Consider the following 19,714-nt stretch of genomic DNA (forward strand, 5'->3'; position numbering starts at 1 on the left):
CCGCCTTCGACACGCAATCCGGTCCGCATCGCCCATGCCTTACCTGGCGCGGCGTCTAAAATGCATCGTTCGGCGCTCGGGAAAAGCGAGCCGTCCGGGCGAGCCGCCATCGGCTTTCACCTCGGTATTTATTGCAACGCCCGTCCGCCGCGCGCGAGGCTGGCTGCCCCGAATTCCGAGCCGCACGCGACCGACATCACCAGAACCCGTCCGCATTCACATCAGACCCAGAGCGCCAGCCGTGAAACCGATTCTCAAATCCAACAAGCTGCAAAACGTCTGCTACGACATTCGCGGGCCCGTGCTCGAACACGCGAAGCGCCTCGAAGAAGAAGGCCATCGCATCATCAAGCTGAATATCGGCAATCTGGCGCCGTTCGGCTTCGAGGCGCCGGACGAGATCATTCAGGACATGATCCGCAATCTGCCGGGTTCGTCGGGCTATTCGGATTCGAAGGGCGTGTTCGCCGCGCGCAAGGCGATCATGCATTACACGCAGCAAAAGGGTGTGACGGGCGTCGAACTGGACGATATCTACATCGGCAATGGCGCGTCGGAACTGATCGTCATGGCGATGCAGGCGCTTCTCAACGACGGCGACGAAGTGCTCCTTCCGGCGCCGGACTATCCGCTGTGGACGGCCGCGGTGAGCCTGTCGTCGGGCACGCCGCGCCACTACATGTGCGACGAGAGCAACGGCTGGATGCCCGATCTCGACGACATCCGCGCGAAAATCACGCCGAACACGAAGGCGCTCGTCGTCATCAACCCGAACAACCCCACAGGCGCGCTGTACTCCGACGAACTGCTGCGCGATCTGATCGCGATCGCGCGCGAGCACGGTCTCATCATTTTCGCGGACGAGGTCTACGACAAGATCGTCTACGACGGCAAGACGCACACGTCGATGGCCGCGCTCTCCGAAGACGTCGTCACGGTCACGTTCAACAGCCTTTCGAAAAGTTACCGCTCGTGCGGGTATCGCGCGGGCTGGATGGCGATCTCCGGGCTGATCGAAGAGAACCGCCGCCGCGCGAAGGATTATCTCGAAGGCCTCGGCATTCTCGCGTCGATGCGCCTGTGCCCGAACGTGCCCGGCCAGTATGCGATCCAGACGGCGCTCGGCGGCTATCAGAGCATCAACGACCTGATCGTCCCGAGCGGGCGCCTCTTCAAGCAGCGCGAACTCGCGTACGACATGCTCACGGCGATTCCGGGCGTCACGTGCGTGAAGCCGCAAGCCGCGCTCTACATGTTCCCGAAGCTCGATCCGAAGATGTATCCGATCCAGGACGACCAGCAGTTCATCACGGATCTGCTGCTCGAGGAGCGCGTGCTGCTCGTGCAAGGCACCGGCTTCAACTGGCCGACGCCGGATCACTTCCGCGTGGTTTTCCTGCCGAACGTCGACGATCTCGCGGATTCGATCAACCGCATCGCGCGCTTCCTCGACGGCTATCGCAAACGACATTCCGCTTAATCTCTCTTTTAAAGACTCGCGCTGCATGGAACCGATCAAAGTAGGACTCTTGGGCTTCGGCACGGTCGGCAGCGGCACCTTCACGGTGCTGCGCCGTAACCAGGAAGAAATCAAACGACGCGCGGGACGCGGCATCGAAATTTCGCGTGTCGCCGTGCGTACGACGGCGAAGGCCGAAGCGGCGAAGCAGGAAGGCATCGCGGTGACGGACGACTTCAACGCGGTCGTCGACGATCCTTCCATCGCCATCGTGTGCGAAATGATCGGCGGCACGGGCTTCGCGCGCGAACTGGTGCTGCGCGCGATCGCGAACGGCAAGCATGTCGTGACGGCCAACAAGGCGCTGCTCGCGGTGCACGGCACGGAAATTTTCGAGGCCGCGCGCGCGAAAGGCGTGATGGTCGCGTTCGAGGCCGCGGTGGCGGGCGGCATTCCGATCATCAAGGCGCTGCGCGAAGGGCTGACGGCGAACCGCATCGAGTACATCGCGGGCATCATCAACGGCACGACGAACTACATTCTTTCGGAAATGCGTGACCGCGGGCTCGACTTCGCGACCGCATTGAAGGCCGCGCAGGAACTGGGTTACGCCGAAGCCGATCCGACTTTCGACATCGAAGGCGTCGATGCCGCGCACAAGGTCACGATCATGAGCGCAATCGCGTTCGGCGTGCCGGTGCAGTTCGATCGCGCGTATGTGGAAGGCATCAGCAAGCTGGCCGCGATCGACATTCGCTACGCGGAAGATCTCGGCTATCGCATCAAGCTGCTCGGCATCGCGCGGCGCTCGGAGAAGGGCATCGAGCTGCGCACGCATCCGACGCTCGTTCCGGCCAAGCGCCTGCTCGCCAATGTGGAAGGCGCGATGAACGCGGTCGTCGTGCACGGCGACGCGGTCGGCACGACGCTCTACTACGGCAAGGGCGCGGGCGCGGAGCCGACGGCGTCCGCCGTGGTCGCCGATCTCGTCGACGTGACGCGCCTGCATACGGCCGATCCCGAGCATCGCGTGCCGCATCTGGCGTTCCAGCCGGACAGCCTGTCGAACACGCCAATCCTGCCGATCGACGAAGTGACGAGCGGCTACTACTTGCGCCTGCGCGTCGCGGACGTGACGGGCGTGCTCGCGAACATCACGCGCATTCTCGCGGACAAGGGCATCTCCATCGACGCGCTGCTGCAGAAGGAATCGGAAGAAGTCGACGGCGCGAACAAGGGCGAGACCGACATCATCCTCATCACGCACGAGACGCTCGAAAAGAACGTGAACGCGGCGATCGCGCAGATCGAGGCGCTGTCCACGGTCGTCTCCAAGGTGACGAAGCTGCGCATGGAAGCGCTCAACTAAAGGCAAGCACGATGAACTACATTTCGACGCGCGGCGCCGGCACCGACGAACGCCACACGTTCTCCGACATTCTGCTGGGCGGCCTCGCCAAAGACGGCGGCCTGTATCTGCCGGCGGAGTATCCGAAAGTCAGCGCCGACGAACTCGCGCGCTGGCGCACGCTGTCGTACGCGGATCTCGCATTCGAAGTGCTGTCGAAGTTCAGCGACGACATTCCTGCCGACGACCTGCGCTCGCTTACGCGCAAGACGTACACCGCGCAGGTGTACAGCAACGTGCGCCACGAAGAGAGCGCGGTTCAGATCACGCCTTTGAAGACGCTCGGCGAGGAAAACGGCACGACGCTGTCGCTGCTGGAACTCTCGAACGGCCCGACGCTCGCCTTCAAGGACATGGCGATGCAACTGCTCGGCAATCTGTTCGAGTACGCACTGGCCAAGCACGGCGATGAATTGAACATCCTCGGTGCGACCTCGGGCGACACCGGCAGCGCCGCCGAATACGCGATGCGCGGCAAGACCGGCGTGCGCGTGTTCATGCTCTCGCCGCACAAGAAGATGAGCGCGTTCCAGACCGCGCAGATGTTCTCGCTGCAGGATCCGAACATCTTCAATCTGGCGGTCGAAGGCAACTTCGATAATTGCCAGGACATCGTCAAGGCCGTGTCGAACGATCACGCGTACAAGGCGAAGCACAAGATCGGCACGGTCAATTCGATCAACTGGGCGCGCGTCGTCGCGCAGGTCGTGTACTACTTCAAAGGCTATTTCGCCGCGACGAAGAGCAACGACGAACGCGTGTCGTTCACGGTGCCCTCGGGCAATTTCGGCAATGTGTGCGCGGGGCACATCGCGCGCATGATGGGCCTGCCGATCGATCAACTCGTCGTCGCGACCAACGAAAACGACGTGCTCGACGAGTTCTTCAAGACCGGCGTGTATCGCGTGCGCGGCGCGGCGGAGACGTATCACACGACGAGCCCGAGCATGGATATCTCGAAGGCGTCGAACTTCGAGCGTTTCGTGTACGACCTGCTCGGACGCGATCCGGCGCGCGTGCTGCAACTGTTCCGCGACGTCGAAGAGAAGGGCGGCTTCGACCTCGCGGTGAGCGGCGATTTCGCGCGCGTGAAGGAATTCGGCTTCGCGTCGGGCAAGAGCGGCCACGAGGACCGCGTGGAGACGATCCGCGACGTATTCGAGCGCTATCACACGATGATCGACACGCACACCGCCGACGGCGTGAAGGTCGCGCGCGAAAATCTGAAGCCCGGCGTGCCGATGATCGTCCTCGAAACCGCGCAGCCGATCAAATTCGGCGAGACGATCCGCGAGGCGCTCAATCGCGAGCCCGAGCGGCCGGCTGCGTTCGTCGGACTTGAAAAACTGCCACAAAGGTTCGATATCGTTCCTGCCGATGCTGGCGTCGTGAAGGCGTTCATCGCCGAGCGCACGTAACAGGATCGTCATCGGGATGAACGGGGCGCGGCTGCACGGCCGCGCCCCGTTTTTCATGATGCGGCACGAAATCCGCCGCCCGAGCCAGCTTGGCAGAATCGCCGCTCGCGGGCAAAAGCCCGCCAAAAGCTGTTAAAATCTCAGGTTTTTCGTCGTACCCCATTCAAAAGGACGCGCCGTGCTGTCTACCGCCAATATCACCATGCAATTCGGGCCCAAGCCCCTCTTCGAGAACATCTCGGTCAAGTTCGGCGAAGGCAACCGCTATGGCTTGATCGGCGCCAACGGCTGCGGCAAGTCGACCTTCATGAAGATCCTGGGCGGCGATCTCGAGCCGTCATCGGGCAACGTCATGCTGGAGCCGAACGTGCGTCTCGGTAAATTGCGCCAGGACCAGTTCGCGTACGAAGACATGCGCGTACTCGACGTCGTCATGATGGGCCACACCGAAATGTGGGCCGCGATGACCGAGCGCGACGCGATCTACGCCAACCCCGACGCCACCGACGACGACTACATGCGCGCCGCCGACCTCGAAGCCAAGTTCGCCGAATACGACGGCTACACGGCCGAAGCGCGCGCGGGCGAACTGCTGCTCGGCATCGGCATCAACATCAACGATCACAATGGCCCGATGAGCAACGTCGCGCCGGGCTGGAAGCTGCGCGTGCTGCTCGCGCAGGCGCTGTTCTCGAAGCCCGACGTGCTGCTGCTCGACGAGCCGACCAACAACCTTGACATCAACTCGATCCGTTGGCTGGAAGACGTGCTGAACCAGTACAACTCGACGATGATCATCATCTCCCACGATCGTCACTTTCTGAACCAGGTCTGCACGCACATGGCGGACATGGACTACGGCACGCTGAAGGTCTGGCCGGGCAATTACGACGACTACATGCTGGCGTCGACGCAGGCGCGCGAGCGTCAGCAGGCCGCGAACCAGAAGGCGAAGGAGCGCGTGGCCGACCTGCAGGACTTCGTGCGCCGCTTCTCGGCGAACAAGTCGAAGGCGCGTCAGGCGACCAGCCGTCTGAAGATGATCGACAAGATCAAGATCGAGGAATTCAAGCCGTCGTCGCGTCAGAATCCGTTCATCCGCTTCGAGTACGAGAAGAAGCTGCACAACATCGCGGTGGTCGCGGAGGAAATCACGAAGAAGTACGACCGCACGATCTTCCAGAACTTTTCGCTCTCGGTGCAGCCGGGCGAGCGTATCGCGATCATCGGCGAGAACGGCGCGGGCAAGACGACGCTGCTCAAGTCGCTCAAGGGCGCGCTCGAACTCGATCACGGCACGGTGAAGTGGGCGGAAAACGCCAACGTCGGCTATATGCCGCAGGACACGTACGAAGAGTTTCCGAAGGACGAGACGCTGACCGAGTGGATCGACCAGTATCGCAAGGAGGGCGACGACGAGCAGATGATGCGCGGCACGCTCGGCCGTCTGCTCTTCAACGCGGACGATATCAAGAAGAACGTGAAGGTGCTGTCGGGCGGCGAAAAGGGCCGCATGATCTGGGGCAAGCTGATGCTCGGCCGCCACAACGTGCTGCTGATGGACGAGCCGACCAACCACATGGACATGGAGTCGATCGAGTCGCTGCAGATCGCGCTGGAGAAGTTCGAAGGCACGCTGATCTTCGTGTCGCACGACCGCGAGTTCGTGAGCGGGCTGGCGAATCGCATCATCGAAGTGAAGACGGATGGCACGCTGCGCGACTTCGGCGGGAATTACGAAGATTTTCTGGCGAGCCAGGGGATTCAGTAATCACCGGCTTCGCGCTCGCGCTGAAACAAGCGGCCCGCCTCGAAAGAGCGGGCCGTTTTTACATGCCGGTCAAAGCCTGTCGTTGCGAAACCGCATCGCCGTTCCTTCGCGCGTAATGCGCTCCCAGATCGCGCGTTTTTCGTCGTCGTTCAGAAACACCCAGTTGGACACTTCGCCGGCCGTGCGGCCGCAGCCTTTGCAGACGTCGTCGAAGAGCGTGGAGCACACGCCGATGCAGGGGCTATCAGGCAGATCGTGAAGATTCGAAGACATTGGGCTAGCTCGTGACCGCATCGGCGCCGAACAAAAAGGGGCGGCAACGCGGCATTCAAAATCGTAAAAAAACTCAACGCGCGATACTGTAGCCTATCCGCGCGATCCAGTGATGCCGCTGGTTGTAATCGAGGATGTCCTCGCCGTACCCGTTGAAGTAGCTCACGAACAGATAGCCGCCCCACGCGCTGCCGATCAGCTTCGCGAGCGGATAGGTCAACTGCGATTCCACGCTGCCGTACCAGTGCTTCGAGCCTTTGCGTAATGTCGTCGCGAGTTGCCAGCCGTCCGGGCTGCCGTATTTCACGAGGAAATCGACGTAGCCGCGATAATCCGCGATGTCCTCGTTGCCCGCCTTCGACAGGTAGTAATAGAACTTCGGCGAGAGCGTCAGGTGATTGCCGTTCAGATCGCCGAAATCCCATGTCGGGCGCACGAACGCGATGTTGATCGAGCGCGATTCGTCGCCGCTCTTGCCGTTCGATTCATGCCCGATGCCCGCCGCGACGCCCATGCGCGTGAAGAGCGCGCTTTTCCAGCCGGTGTCCTCCACGTAATAGAACAGTTGCGGCTGAAAGCTGATGTCGCGAAACGGCACCGATTCGGCCGAGAGATTCCATATGGCCGTCTGCGTGTAGCCGAAATAGAGGTTGTCGAGGAAGCCGCGCGAGCGGGGATCGTCAGGCAGATGCAGGCGATATTTGAAGCTGAACTGGAATTTCGCGAGATTGTCGCCGTTTTTGCCATCCGCGAAATAGATCGGCTCGAACGTCGAGAAGCGGCCCGAGAGCAACGTGTCCGTGCTGGACGCCGGTTGGACGGCGGTATTCGCCGCGGCCGTCGCGACGGCGAGTTGGCCGGGCGTCGTCGCTTGCGACTCGGCCTTCTCCGCGGCGGCGACCTCGGTCTGCGTATCGCTGCGATTGAGCGTGACGAGCATCGGCGAAGCATCGAAGCCGACCGGATCGATCTTCACCGCGCCGCGCGCCGAATCGGGCCACGGCGCCGAAAAACGCACGCGGCGATACTGGCCGGGCGCAAGGCGCAGACGGTCCGGCACTGTCGGATCGCGCTCGAGCGTGAGCGGCGCCGGCGGCAAATCGCCATTGGTCAGATTCACGGTCAGTTGCTTCGGGACATCGACGGTCAGGGATTTCGCGTCATCGTCGGTATAGAGGAGCGTCAGTTCGAGCGGTTGCGAGGCGGCGGCTTCGCGCGCGGGTTGCAGCACCGCGACGGTCGCGTGCGTAGCGCCGCTTGTGCAAAGGCCGGCAAGAAGAAGCGCGAACATGCGTGCGCGGCCGGCAGAGCGGCGGGAATTTTTCAGCGAAATCGATCGTGGGCCGTGGGCCATGTAGTTCGTGTCCTGTTGGGGCGGGGCGGGCATCAGGACAGTCTGACAGCGCGAGCCGCGCCGCGATCCCGACATTCCAGACGAAATGGCATCGAAACCGGTGCGTCAGGCCGAAAACACCGCCTGCCAGAGCATCGCGCCGTTCAGCGCGACGATCACGCCCGCGCACATCCACGCCAGCGCCAGCGGCACGCGCGCGACGCGCCAGCGGCCCATCAGCCCGGCATCGGAAGCGAAGCGCACGAGTGGAATCACGGCGAGCGGCAATTGCAGGCTCAAGACGACTTGCGTCGCGACGAGGAGCGCGTTCGAACCATGCTGGCCGAAACTTCCGACCGCGACGAGCGCCGGACCGATCGCGAGCCCGCGCGTCAGGAGCGCCCGCGCCCAGCGCGCCATCTTGAGGCGCAGGAAGCCTTCCATCACCGCCTGGCCGGCGAGCGTGCCCGTGACCGTCGCGTTCAGGCCGCACGCGAGCAGCGCGGCGGCGAACACGACGCCCGCCCAATGACTGCCGACGAGCGGCGCAATGAGACGGTGGGCGTCGGCGAGATCGTTCACACCGGTGTGGCCGTTCGCGTGGAAGACGGCGGCCGCGACGATCAGTAACGACGCGTTGACGATGAACGCAAGCCCGAGCGAGCCGAACGTATCGATGTTCACGCCACGAAGCGCGCGCCCGATGGTCGCGTCGTCGCGCGCGCTCGCGTGCTCCTTGACGAGCGCGGAGTGCAGGTAAAGGTTGTGCGGCATCACGGTCGCGCCGAGCACGCCGGCGGCGAGCCAGAGCATGCCGGCATCGCGGACGAGTTCGCGCGACGGCGCGAGCCCGCGCAGCGCATCGCCCCAGACCGGATGCGCCAGCGCGAGTTCGATGACGAAGCACAAACTCACGAGAAAGATGAGCGTCGACACCGCCCGCTGCAGGGACCGCTTGCCGCGGTTTTGCAGCGCGAGCATCGCGAAGGTTCCGACCGCCGAAACCAGCACGCCGGCCGTGAGCGAGAGGCCGAAGAGCATTTGCAGCGCAACCGCGCTGCCGACGACTTCCGCGACGTCGCACGCGATGATCGCGATTTCGCACGCGATCCACAGGACAAGCGTCGTACGGCGGCTGTAGCGTTCGCGGCACAGTTGCGCGAGGTCGCGCCCGGTCACGACGCCCACGCGCGACGCGACCCATTGCAGCAGCATCCCCATCAGGCTCGCGAGCAGGACGACGAAAAGCAGCGAGTAACCGTAGCGCGCGCCGCTCGCGAGCGCCGTCGCCCAGTTGCCGGGATCCATGTAGCCGACAGCGACGAGCGCGCCCGCGCCGGCGAACGAATACCAGTGTCTGCGCGGACGCGGCGCGCGCTCCCGATCTTCACGGGTCGCCACGGGCGACTGCGCGTCGGATTTCGCGGCTGACGGCCGGGCGAGCGCGGAGGGATTGGTATTCATGCGGGAGGCGGCCTCGAATAGCGTTGCAACGGTGCGCGTTGCCGGTTCAGAAGACGCCGCTTTTCGCGGCGCACGTCGAATTGGCTCGCAACAACTGTTCCGCTGGCTATTCGTCAGGCTTGTCCCGTGTCGGCCGCGCTCGTGCGAGTCAACGAAACGACGAAGAAACGACTCGCAAAACGGCGGGCGCAAGGGGACGCAGGCGACCGACCACGAATAATGACATTGCATCGGGCTTACGCCTGCGTGTCACTTTGACGAGTGTGGGTTTATCACGTGCCGCGGCAGGGGATTAGGGGCTAAAATGCGCGCTCTTTCCGGCTGTCGGCGCGCGGCGCTAAGCCGGGCAGAGCCCCGCGCGGCAAGACCGTCGCCGCGTGACGCAAGGGCGTGTACATTGTGCGCGACAAGCGGCGGATTATTTTTTGTCGCGTCCGCGTTTAATGGTAGTTTTCGGGGTTTTAGGGGAGTCGCGGGTCGCTCGGCGATGCGAAAATGCGCCGGGTCCGGGCGGCACGACGTCGTGACAAGTCGGAACAAGGGAGAATCGAAATGAACGAGAAACTGGCGAGCCGCACGGCCAAGCTGGCGGGCGCCCTGGCATGCGCCGCGATGTTGACTCCGCTCGCGGCCTTCGCGAAAGACACGCAGTTGAACGTGTACAACTGGTCGGACTATATCGCGAAGGACACGATTCCCAACTTCACCAAGCAGACCGGCATCAAGGTGAAGTACGACAACTACGACAGCGACGACACCCTGCAGGCCAAGCTCCTGACCGGCCGTTCCGGCTATGACATCGTCGTGCCGACCAGCAATTACGCCGGCAAGCAGATCGCCGCGAACATCTTCGCGCCGCTCGACAAGTCGAAGCTGCCGAACCTCAAATATCTCGATCCCGACCTGATGAAGCTCGTCGAGGGCGCGGATCCGGGCAATAAATACACGGTGCCCTGGGCGTACGGCACGACGGGCCTCGGCTACAACGTCGACAAGGCGAAGCAGATCCTCGGCGCGAACGCCGAACTGAACAACTGGGACATCCTTTTCAAGCCCGAGAACATCTCGAAGCTGAAGGCGTGCGGCGTCTCGGTGCTCGACGCGCCGGACCAGATGTTCGCGGCCGCGCTGCATTACATCGGCAAGGATCCGATGAGCACGAACCCGGCCGATTATCGCGAAGCGCTCGCGATGATGAAGAAAATCCGTCCGTACATCACGCAGTTCAACTCGTCGGGCTACATCAACGACATGGTCGGCGGCGATATCTGCTTCACCTACGGCTGGTCGGGCGACGTCGTGATCGCGAAGCATCGCGCCGTCGATGCGAAGAAGCCGTTCAAGATCGAGTACTACATTCCGAAGGGCGGCGCGCCCGTGTGGTTCGACGTGATGGCGATTCCGAAGGACGCCAAGAACAAGGACGCGGCGCACGAGTGGATCAACTACATCGAGACGCCGCAGGTTCACGCCGCGATCACCAACGCCGTGTACTACCCGAGCGCAAATCTCGAAGCGCGCAAGTACGTGGACAAGGACGTCGCGAACGATCCGGCCGTGTATCCGCCGCAGGATGTCATCAAGACGCTGTTCCTGCTGAAGCCGCTGCCGCCGGAAATCCAGCGCCTGCAGACGCGGCTCTGGACGGAATTCAAGTCCGGCCGATGAATCCGATAAGCCGGTTATTCTTTTGAAACGACGAAGCCCCTGGACCTCCGGGGGCTTTGTTCGTGATCGCATCGCGTGGCGGGGCGAGTCACGAAAGACGCATGGAAGCAAGGAGTCGAACAGGCAATCATGAGTGAGCAGTCGAGCGCGTTGAAGGCAGCGCCTAATTCCGGCCGGCGCGAGCCGGGCAGTTTCCCATCGGTCTCGAGCACGGACGACAGCTTCGTGCAGATCGTCGATGTCGTGAAGAAGTTCGGCGAGACGACGGCCGTGCGGGGCGTCAACCTGTCGGTGAAGAAGGGCGAGCTGTTCGCGCTGCTGGGCAGCTCGGGCTGCGGCAAGTCGACTCTTTTGCGCATGCTCGCCGGACTCGAATCGGTGACCGAAGGGCAGATTCTGATCGACGGGGAAGACCTCGCGAAGATGCCGCCGTACAACCGGCCGGTCAACATGATGTTCCAGTCCTACGCGCTCTTTCCCCACATGAGCGTGGAATCGAACGTCGCGTTCGGGCTGAAGCAGGAAGGCGTAAAGGGCGGCGAGCTGAAGGACCGCGTCCACAACGCGCTCGAACTCGTGCAGATGGCGAAGTTCGCCAAGCGCAAGCCGCACCAGTTGTCGGGTGGTCAGCAGCAGCGCGTCGCGCTCGCGCGCAGCCTCGTCAAGCGACCTAAGCTGCTTCTGCTCGACGAGCCGATGTCCGCGCTCGACAAACAGATTCGCCAGCGCACGCAGATCGAGCTCGTCAATATTCTCGATACGGTGGGCGTCACCTGCATCATGGTGACGCACGATCAGGAAGAAGCGATGACGATGGCCAATCGCATCGCCGTGATGAGCGAAGGGCAGATCGTGCAGCTCGGCACGCCGCACGAAGTCTATGAGTATCCGAATAGCCGCTTCTCCGCGCAGTTCATCGGCTCGACCAATCTCTTCGACGGCAATGTCGTCGAGGACGAGCCGGATCACATCTTCGTCGAATCGCCGGACCTTCCGGTGCGGCTCTATGTGAGCCACGGCATCACCGGGCCGCTCGGCATGCCGGTGACGATATCCGTGCGTCCCGAACGCATCGCGCTCACGCGCAAGCCGCCCGAAGGCACCTACAACTGGGGCCGCGGCAAGGTGACGAACATCGCGTACATGGGCGGCTACACGCTCTATCACGTGACGCTCGATTCCGGCAAGGTCGTGGTCGCGAACCTGTCGAGCCTCGCGATCGGCGAGATCGATTCGCCCACGTTCGACGACGAAGTCTACGTGCGCTGGAGCGCGTCGGCGGGCGTGGTGCTGACCGCATGATGACGAACTGGCTCAAGCGCATCGGCGTTTCCGGACGCACGCTCGTCATCGGCGGTCCGTATCTGTGGCTTCTGCTGCTGTTCTTCGTGCCGTTCCTGCTCGTCGTGAAGATCAGCTTCGCCGACAGCCAGCTCGGCATTCCGCCGTACACGGATCTCGTGACGATGGAAGAGGGCGTGATGCATATCGCGCTCGACTTCGCGCACTACGCGTTCCTCGTCAAGGACAGCCTGTACTTCGCGACCTACATGAACTCGCTGCTGGTCGCGGCGGTATCGACGGTGCTGTGCCTCCTGATCGGCTATCCGATGGCGTATTACATCGCCCGTTCGAATCCGGCCACGCGCAACATCCTGATGATGGCCGTGATGCTGCCGTTCTGGACGTCGTTCCTCATTCGCGTGTACGCGTGGATCGGCATTCTGAAGAACAACGGCCTGCTCAATAACTTCCTGATTTCGATCGGCCTGCTGCATTCGCCGATCGAGTTGTATCACACGAACATCGCGGTATATATCGGCATGGTGTATTCGTATTTGCCGTTTCTCGTGATGCCGCTTTACGCGCATCTCGTGAAGATGGATCTGACTTTGCTCGAAGCGGCCTACGATCTCGGCGCGAAGCCGTGGAAGGCGTTCGTGCAGATCACGTTGCCGCTGTCGAAGAACGGCATCATCGCGGGCTGCCTGCTCGTGTTCATTCCGGCGGTGGGCGAGTACGTGATTCCCGAACTGCTCGGCGGCGCGGATACGCTGATGATCGGCCGCGTCATGTGGAACGAGTTCTTCAACAACGCCGACTGGCCGATGGCTTCCGCCGTCACTTGCGCGATGGTCCTCTTGCTGCTCGTGCCGATGGCGCTTTTCCAGCACTTCCAGGCGAAGCAACTGGAGGAAAAGCGATGATCAAGGTCAGCCGTCCGTTGCAAATCACCGCGCTCGGACTCGGGTTCGCGTTCCTCTATATACCGATCCTGAGTCTCATCGTCTATTCGTTCAACGATTCGCCGCTCGTCACCGTCTGGACCGAGCCGTCGCTCAAGTGGTATCGCGCGCTCGTCACCGACGACGAACTGATCAACGCGGCGTGGCTGTCGTTGCGCATCGCGTTTTTCACGGCGTGCGCGTCGGTCGTCATCGGCACGTGGGCGGGCTTCGTGCTCGCGCGCATGGGGCGCTTCAAGGGCTTCACGCTCTACGCGGGCATGATCAACGCGCCGCTCGTGATCCCCGAAGTCATTCAGGGCATTTCGCTGCTGCTGTTGTTCGTCGAAATGGCGAAGCTCATCGGATGGCCGGATCGCGGATTCTTCACGATCTGGATCGGACACGTCATGTTGTGCATCTCGTATGTGGCGATCATCGTGGAATCGCGGGTGCGGGAGCTGAATCCTTCGCTGGAGGAGGCCGCGCTCGATCTCGGCGCGACGCCGCTGCGCGTGTTCTTCTCGATCACGCTGCCGTTGATCTCGCAGGCGCTCGTCGCCGGTTGGCTGCTGTCGTTCACGCTTTCGATCGACGATCTCGTGCTGTCGGCGTTCCTGTCCGGTCCCGGTTCGACGACATTGCCGCTCGTCGTGTTCTCGCGCGTGCGTCTTGGCTTGAATCCGGAGATGAACGCGCTCGCGACTTTGTTCATCGCGCTCGTGACGGTCGGCGTGATCGCGGCGAACGTCTTCATGCTGCGCAGCGAACGGAGAAAGCTCGCAACGGTGATGTGACGTCAAGTGGCCGGACGCAAAAAGCGCGTCCGGCACGACGCTGTAAACGCCGAAGGGCCATCGCGATGTTCAGTCGCGATGGCCCTTCTTGCATCAAGACGCGCCGCTTACTTCGCTGCTGCGTCCTTCAGAACGACGCGCGTCGGACCGCCGATGCTATTCATGAGCAGGTCTCCGTTGGACAGGTACTGGATGATGGCGTAAGCGCCGTTGCCCAGATTGCTCTGCCCGAACGACACGCGATGCACGGTCTTGCCGGTGTTCCAGTCCATGCCGGTGATTTCCCAACCCGTCTTCGGATAGTAGCCGTTCACGAACACCATGTTCGACGCCGAACTCGTGCTCGGCACCATGCTGATGGAAACGACGTCGTCACGCGTCCAGACCGAGCGCCATGCGTGCTTCTTCGGATCCCATTCGAGACGCTCGGCACCCGAGGCCGGCTTGTTGACCGGACCGAGCGACAGCACGTCGACGAGCTTGTCCGGATGGCCCTTCTCGGCAACGTTGTTGACGACGAACGCGCCGTAGCCGTTCACGACCACCGACTGTTCGCTCTGAACGAACTTCGGCGGATGCTTGAGTCCGGCCGTGATGCCGATCTGACCGGCGATGCGCGGCGACTTCGTACCCGGAATCTGCTTCCAGCCCGCGGGCATCTGGTCGCGCCAGAACGCGACGAGGTGCATGCGGTTCGCGCCGTCCGTGATGACCACGAGCTTGTCCTGGTCGTCGCCGAAGCCCATGAGCGTGGGCGTGGAGCCGGTGCCGTCGCCGAACTTGACTGCGGGCGGCTGATCGCCGTGCTCGTATTCGGCCTTCCATGCGCCGTCTGCTTCGTCTTCCGAGAGCTTCGTGCCGGTCCAAACGACCTTATGCATCACGCGATTCGACGCAATGTAGATGCCGCCTTTCTGATCGATCGCGAACGAGTTGCTCACGAATTCGCCCGGCGCAAAGCGGATCGTCTGCGGCTGGCCTTCGAGCGAACGGTCGAACACGCTGATCGACACGTTCGATGCCACGACGAACTTGCCGTCGTACGTGACACCCGTGCCGACGAGATGCGCCTTGCCGACGATCGGTTTCATGTCGACGGTCTTGATGACCTTGATGCCGGCGGCCGGATTCTTTTCGTCCACGAGACCGAACATGCTGATGTTGCCGTCCGAATCGTTGTAGTAGACATGATTATCCTTGTCCACCACCGAGTACACGCCGTTGACGACGCGCGTCCAGTCGAGGCCGTAGGTCTTGAACACTGCGTCTTCGGCCTGCTTGATGTTCGTGTAGCGCTCGCCGAGCACCTTGTCGTGCAGCGCGGCCGGAATGACCTTGTTGCCGGGCGACGGGGCGCGTGCGACTTCCTTGAAGCCGCCGTTCGACACGTCGATATACGTCACGCCTTCGCTGGACACGCCCCACATGTAGTTCGGCGACGTCGACGCGAGCGTCATGATGTTCACCGGACCGGCGACGACGCGCGGCGCCTTGCTGATATCGACGTTGAAGAAGCCGGGCTTGACCGCATACGGAAACGCATCGCTCTGCGACGAATCGAAGTGCGTGATCGAATATTTCTCGGCGGCGAGGAACGGGTTGCGCGGCGGCTGCTTCGCTTCCAGCGCGTGCGCGGTGCCCGCAGCGAACAGCAGCGCGGTTATCGTGCTGATAGAGGTTTTTTTCATGCGTTGCTCCTTCTTCGGGTTGAATTCATATCGCGATGCGGGCAGGCATCAGAACGCCAGCGTCGCGCTTGCCATGAAACTGTTGGTGCTCTTGAGCCGGTTCGTGCTCGCGATGCTCGGCACCCAGCGCAAGCTCGCCGAAACGGGATGTTTGCCGCCCACCTTGGTGTCGTAAGTGACGATGGGACCGAGCGAGAAGTCATGTCCGACGAAGCCGTCGAGCCGATCGGCGACTGGGCCGGAGTCCTTGCCGAGCTGCTGAACGGTGCCCATCACGAGGCCTACGCCGACGCCATTGGCGAATTTCTTCAGGCCCATTAGATCGAGCGTGAAGAGCGGGGCGTTTTGATAATCGGTGGCTTGATTGCGCGTGTAGAACTGCAGTCCCGCGACGGCGTCGAATTCCAGGCCGTACTGCGGAACGAGCTTCGTGTACGCCACTTGAGGCACGAAGGTCCAGTTGTTCAGGCTCGTGTTGGCGAGCGCGTTCGGGTCGTAACGGCCGGTCGGCGCCCAGACGTTGAAGCTGAGCGCGATGTGATCGGTGCGCGAGAAGTGGTATCCCGCGACGATCGGCGTGAAGTAGAGGTCAAACAAGTTCGCGGCGCTGTCGCTGCGCGCGCCGTTCAGGCGTCCGACGGACGCGCCTGCTTTCACGTCGGTCCAGACGTAGGGCAGCGTGATGGCGGACGCGAAACTCCATCCGCCCGTGCTGCCCCACGAGCGCATCAGGGTAGCGAGCGTGAAGTCGATCTTCGCGTCGACGCCGGCAGTCGCCGTGCCGGCGATCGGCACGGAGCGGTTCGCGCCGATCGAGCCGTCGAGATAGATGTTCTCGAAGTTCACGATGGTCATCGGCTCGGGCGGCACGATGCCCGCGCTCGGGCCGACGCTCATGCCCGCGACAGGCCGGCCGAGCGCGCTTTCGGTTGCATGAGCAACGGGAATGCAGGCCGATGAGGCCGCCAGCATCAGCGCCAGAACTGATCGGCGCGCGGTAAGTCCGCGACGCGTGCCGAATTCAGATAAAACGCATTGCATTATTCCCGTTTCTGGGATTCGATTTATTTTGCTCATTGTTTGAAAAATTGGTGCGTCCAAAAGCGCCGTAATAAATGGATCCGTCTATCTATCCGCTTTGTAAATACTGCGGTAGACATTAATTGAATTTAATCGCTATTCGTAGGTGTGCGTGTTCCCGCAACGATGGATCGTTGCTGCCTGTACTTGCCGGAGAGAGTTCTTGTTCGTGCCGAATCAGCTCCGCGAACTTTGAAACGGGCGCTAATGGCGATTGAAAAAGATTAAACAGTACTCAGGTTTAGAAACAGATCTTCCGACTGCATTTGGTTGGCGACACTATCAGCGCGCACGTGCGCAGACAAGCTTTGCCGCCGGAATGACAAAGATATGCACAAAGATCAATTATTTTTTTCATTAATACGCTTTGAGAAAATCTCAGCGTGAAGTTTGCGCAAAACGAGTTCGGGGCGCACGATGCGCCCCGAGAAAAGACATGCAAACGCCTGCTTGCGAAAGCTTCAGTCGCCCGACGCTTCCCGCGCGAGCGCGAGATGCTTCGCGAAGGTCGTCGGGTCGGTATTGGTGCCGCACAGCAGCACGCCGACACGCTTGCCTTCCAGCCGCTCGCGCAACGGTCCGAGCAGGGCGGCGGTGGCGGCGGCGCATGCCGGCTCGACCGCCAGTTTGAGTTCACCGAACAACTGCAGCATGCCGTGACGCAGCTCGTTGTCCGACACGGTGACGATCTCGTCGATATGCCGCCGACATAGCTCGTAGCTGTACTGCTCGGTATGCGGCGCCATCAAAGAATCGGCGATGCCGTGCATCGCGCCCATCTTGACCGTGTGATTCGCCTCGAAGCTGCGTTTCATCGCATCCGAGCCTTCCGGTTCCACGCCGAAGACATGCAGCGACGGATTTGCGAGGCGCATCGCCGTCGATACGCCCGCGGCCAGGCCGCCGCCGCCGATCGGCAGGATCACGGCGTCGAGATCGGGCGCCTGCGACGTCCACTCGTAGCCGAGCGTCGCCGTGCCGAGCACCGTGCGATAGCCGTTGAACGGATGGATGAACACGCGTCCTTCTTCCGCTTCGACGCGCCGCACGACATCGAACGCCTCGGCGACGTTCTCCGCGAACACGACTTCCGCGCCGTAGCGCCGGCACAGCGCCACGCGCGCCGGGCTCGCGCTCTTGATGATGACGACCTTCGCGCCCACTTCCATGCGCTGCGCCGCGTACGCGACCGCCACCGCGTGATTGCCCGCCGATACGCACGTGACGCCCGCCGAACGTTCGCTGTCGGTGAGCGCGAGGATATTCGAAAACGCGCCGCGCGCCTTGAACGTGCCGCTTGCCTGCAAGAGTTCGAACTTGAACGTGACCGGCGTGCCTTCGAGCGTCGGAAAGTCGTGGCGCTCGAAGGTCGGGGTGCGCGTCACCCACGGCGTGAGCGCCATATGCTGCTCGGCGATTTCGTCGAGCGTCGGAATCGGCGTGCCGTCGATCGTATTGTCGGAATGCTGCATGGCAGTGGACATGACGTGTTGTCGATCTGGAGAGGTCAACGGGGCTGTGCTTCGACGGACATGCTGTGGATGAACTTGCCCAGGAACGCCTCGCACTGGACGAGCTGTTCGAGCGACACATACTCGTTCGCCTTGTGCGCCTGTTCGATGTTGCCCGGCCCGCAGACGATGCTCGGCACGCCCGCGTTCGCGAACAAGCCCGCTTCGGTGCCGTAGGCGACCTTGTGCTTGTCCTGATTTTGCGTGAGCGCGCGCACGAGTTGCGTGATCGCGGCCTGCTCGGTGGCGTCGAGGCCGGGCGCGGACGCGAGCTTCGTGAATTCGATCGCCGCGTTGCCGTGTTCCTTCAGCATCTTCGGCAGCAGCGTGTCATGCGCGTACGACTGGATGCGTTTGAAGATCTGATCGGGATCGATCGTCGGCAAATTGCGGAATTCGAACTCGAAGTTGCATTCGGCGGGCACGGTGTTGATCGCGTTGCCGCCTTTTATCGTGCTCGTCTGACCGGTGGTGAAGGGCACGTCGTAGAGTTCGTCGAACGGACCTTGCGCGCGAAACTCGTCGACGAGATCGCGGATGTGGCAGATGAGCCGCGCTGCGTACTCGATCGCGTTCAGGCCCTTCGGCGTCAGCGACGAATGCGCCGCGAAGCCGCGCACGCAGCAGTGATAGGTGTTGATGCCTTTGTGCGCGATGATCGGGCGCATCGATGTCGGTTCGCCGACGATGCAGCCACCGGGTTTGAGGCCGCGCTTTTTCAGGTCGGCGATCATCAGCGGCGCGCCGGCGCAGCCGACTTCTTCGTCGTAGGAAAGCGCGAAGTGGATGGGTTTCGCGAGCTTCGTCGCCTGCATCTTCGGCAGCATGGCGAGCGCGGCGCCGATGAAGCCTTTCATGTCACACGAGCCGCGGCCGTAGAGCAGGCCGTCGCGCACTTCGGGCTTGAACGGATCGCTCTGCCAGTCCTGACCGTCGACCGGAACGACATCGGTGTGACCCGACAGCACGATGCCGCCGTCGGTTTGGCCGTCGTGCGCCGGGACCGTGGCGAAGAGATTCGCCCACTGGCCGCGCGGATCGTTGGTGATGGTCGCTTCGATGCCCGCTTTTCGCAGTTCGTCGCGTACCGTTTCGATCAGGCCGAGATTCGGATTGCGGCTTACGGTATCGATGGATACGAGCCGTTCGATCCACGGCAGGGAAATGGGCGTTTCGGTTCTGGATTGAGCTTCGAGATTCGCCGTGTCAGCGATCTGTGACATATTTTTGCTCCTGCGGGTAGGGTTTGATCATAGCCCAAAAGAATGATGCTGGCCGTAGGGGGCTTTTTGGTTTTTGAGTTTTGGGGCTTTTGAGCTTTGGCGCTTTGGGGTTGTCGCCGGATCCCGTTTTCGCGTCGGTCTATTAGCACTGCCCCTGTGCGGGGCGGCAGTCACTTTCTTTGCTGCTGCAAAGAAAGCAACTGTATTGAGCGTCAAGGGTTGAGTTGGTAAGGATCATGGGTTTGGGGGATTCCAAGTTGTGCCGTCGCGCATCATGGCGTTGAGCTGGGTGAGCATCTTGCGCATTGCTGCGACGAATGCGACTTTGGTCTTTTTGCCTCTGGCGCGCAGGCGGTCGCAAAACGCCTTGATGTGCGCGTTGGATCGCTGGGCGGC

15 protein-coding genes and 1 pseudogene are annotated in these 19,714 nt (G+C 62.1%); 8 read left to right on the top strand and 8 right to left on the bottom strand.

Translation table 11 applies throughout. The annotated features are described in order from the left end of the window. Positions 1 to 241: 241 nt before the first annotated feature. The 4 genes from NCS00_RS06875 (at position 242) to NCS00_RS06890 (ending at position 6,056) form a co-directional block, all read left to right on the top strand. Complete coding sequence (locus NCS00_RS06875; RefSeq protein ID WP_175980108.1) at positions 242 to 1,480, top strand: pyridoxal phosphate-dependent aminotransferase; 1,239 nt, start codon at positions 242 to 244, stop codon at positions 1,478 to 1,480. Positions 1,481 to 1,505: 25 nt separating this feature from the next. Next, positions 1,506 to 2,828 carry a homoserine dehydrogenase gene (locus NCS00_RS06880; RefSeq protein ID WP_008349813.1) on the top strand — a complete coding sequence of 441 codons (1,323 nt, stop codon included), beginning with the start codon at positions 1,506 to 1,508 and terminating at the stop codon, positions 2,826 to 2,828. An 11-nt stretch (positions 2,829 to 2,839) separates the two neighbouring features. Continuing rightward, entirely contained in the window at positions 2,840 to 4,285 is a 1,446-nt protein-coding gene (gene thrC / locus NCS00_RS06885) for a threonine synthase (protein ID WP_250439671.1), read from the top strand. Positions 4,286 to 4,463: 178 nt separating this feature from the next. Beyond that, the gene (locus NCS00_RS06890; RefSeq protein WP_008349811.1) at positions 4,464 to 6,056 is read left to right on the top strand and encodes an ABC-F family ATPase; all 1,593 of its coding nucleotides are present in this window, start codon (positions 4,464 to 4,466) and stop codon (positions 6,054 to 6,056) included. Between the two features lie 69 nt (positions 6,057 to 6,125). Here the strand turns inward: NCS00_RS06890 and NCS00_RS06895 are convergent, their stop codons facing one another. From NCS00_RS06895 to NCS00_RS06905, 3 genes are all read right to left on the bottom strand, one after another. Next, positions 6,126 to 6,329: a DUF1289 domain-containing protein gene (locus NCS00_RS06895; RefSeq protein ID WP_008349809.1), complete on the bottom strand. Its 204-nt coding sequence runs from the start codon at positions 6,327 to 6,329 to the stop codon at positions 6,126 to 6,128. A 73-nt stretch (positions 6,330 to 6,402) separates the two neighbouring features. Further along, positions 6,403 to 7,620, bottom strand: coding sequence for a phospholipase A (locus NCS00_RS06900; RefSeq protein WP_250439673.1), 1,218 nt, complete (start codon positions 7,618 to 7,620; stop codon positions 6,403 to 6,405). Positions 7,621 to 7,788: 168 nt separating this feature from the next. After that, positions 7,789 to 9,126, bottom strand: coding sequence for an Nramp family divalent metal transporter (locus tag NCS00_RS06905; RefSeq protein WP_250439675.1), 1,338 nt, complete (start codon positions 9,124 to 9,126; stop codon positions 7,789 to 7,791). A gap of 552 nt (positions 9,127 to 9,678) precedes the next feature. On the opposite strand from NCS00_RS06905, the gene NCS00_RS06910 reads away from it, so the two are divergent. The 4 genes from NCS00_RS06910 to NCS00_RS06925 all read left to right on the top strand — a co-directional run bounded on the left by NCS00_RS06910 (position 9,679) and on the right by NCS00_RS06925 (position 13,816). After that, on the top strand, positions 9,679 to 10,794 hold the full coding sequence (locus tag NCS00_RS06910; protein WP_008349802.1) for a polyamine ABC transporter substrate-binding protein: 1,116 nt from the start codon (positions 9,679 to 9,681) through the stop codon (positions 10,792 to 10,794). Between the two features lie 129 nt (positions 10,795 to 10,923). Beyond that, positions 10,924 to 12,096 carry an ABC transporter ATP-binding protein gene (locus NCS00_RS06915; RefSeq protein WP_008349801.1) on the top strand — a complete coding sequence of 391 codons (1,173 nt, stop codon included), beginning with the start codon at positions 10,924 to 10,926 and terminating at the stop codon, positions 12,094 to 12,096. Then, positions 12,093 to 13,001 carry an ABC transporter permease subunit gene (locus NCS00_RS06920; RefSeq protein WP_033536118.1) on the top strand — a complete coding sequence of 303 codons (909 nt, stop codon included), beginning with the start codon at positions 12,093 to 12,095 and terminating at the stop codon, positions 12,999 to 13,001. The genes NCS00_RS06915 and NCS00_RS06920 overlap by 4 nt, the downstream gene beginning before the upstream one ends. Beyond that, the gene (locus tag NCS00_RS06925; RefSeq protein ID WP_033536119.1) at positions 13,001 to 13,816 is read left to right on the top strand and encodes an ABC transporter permease subunit; all 816 of its coding nucleotides are present in this window, start codon (positions 13,001 to 13,003) and stop codon (positions 13,814 to 13,816) included. Before NCS00_RS06920 ends, NCS00_RS06925 begins: the two co-directional genes overlap by 1 nt. A gap of 107 nt (positions 13,817 to 13,923) precedes the next feature. On the opposite strand, the gene NCS00_RS06930 is transcribed toward NCS00_RS06925, so the two are convergent. The 5 genes and pseudogenes from NCS00_RS06930 to NCS00_RS33665 all read right to left on the bottom strand — a co-directional run. Beyond that, positions 13,924 to 15,504 carry an NHL repeat-containing protein gene (locus NCS00_RS06930; RefSeq protein WP_250439677.1) on the bottom strand — a complete coding sequence of 527 codons (1,581 nt, stop codon included), beginning with the start codon at positions 15,502 to 15,504 and terminating at the stop codon, positions 13,924 to 13,926. A gap of 48 nt (positions 15,505 to 15,552) precedes the next feature. After that, positions 15,553 to 16,476: a SphA family protein gene (locus tag NCS00_RS06935; protein ID WP_239294929.1), complete on the bottom strand. Its 924-nt coding sequence runs from the start codon at positions 16,474 to 16,476 to the stop codon at positions 15,553 to 15,555. 569 nt (positions 16,477 to 17,045) lie between these two features. After that, on the bottom strand, positions 17,046 to 18,068 hold the full coding sequence (locus tag NCS00_RS06940; protein WP_175980116.1) for a threonine/serine dehydratase family protein: 1,023 nt from the start codon (positions 18,066 to 18,068) through the stop codon (positions 17,046 to 17,048). Between the two features lie 23 nt (positions 18,069 to 18,091). Then, positions 18,092 to 19,318, bottom strand: coding sequence for an acetylornithine deacetylase (gene argE, locus NCS00_RS06945; RefSeq protein ID WP_250439678.1), 1,227 nt, complete (start codon positions 19,316 to 19,318; stop codon positions 18,092 to 18,094). A gap of 234 nt (positions 19,319 to 19,552) precedes the next feature. Further along, positions 19,553 to 19,714 (bottom strand): annotated as a pseudogene (locus NCS00_RS33665) (IS110 family transposase); the annotation flags it as partial.

This window comes from Caballeronia sp. AZ1_KS37, from assembly GCF_023631165.1.
Lineage (GTDB): Bacteria > Pseudomonadota > Gammaproteobacteria > Burkholderiales > Burkholderiaceae > Caballeronia > Caballeronia zhejiangensis.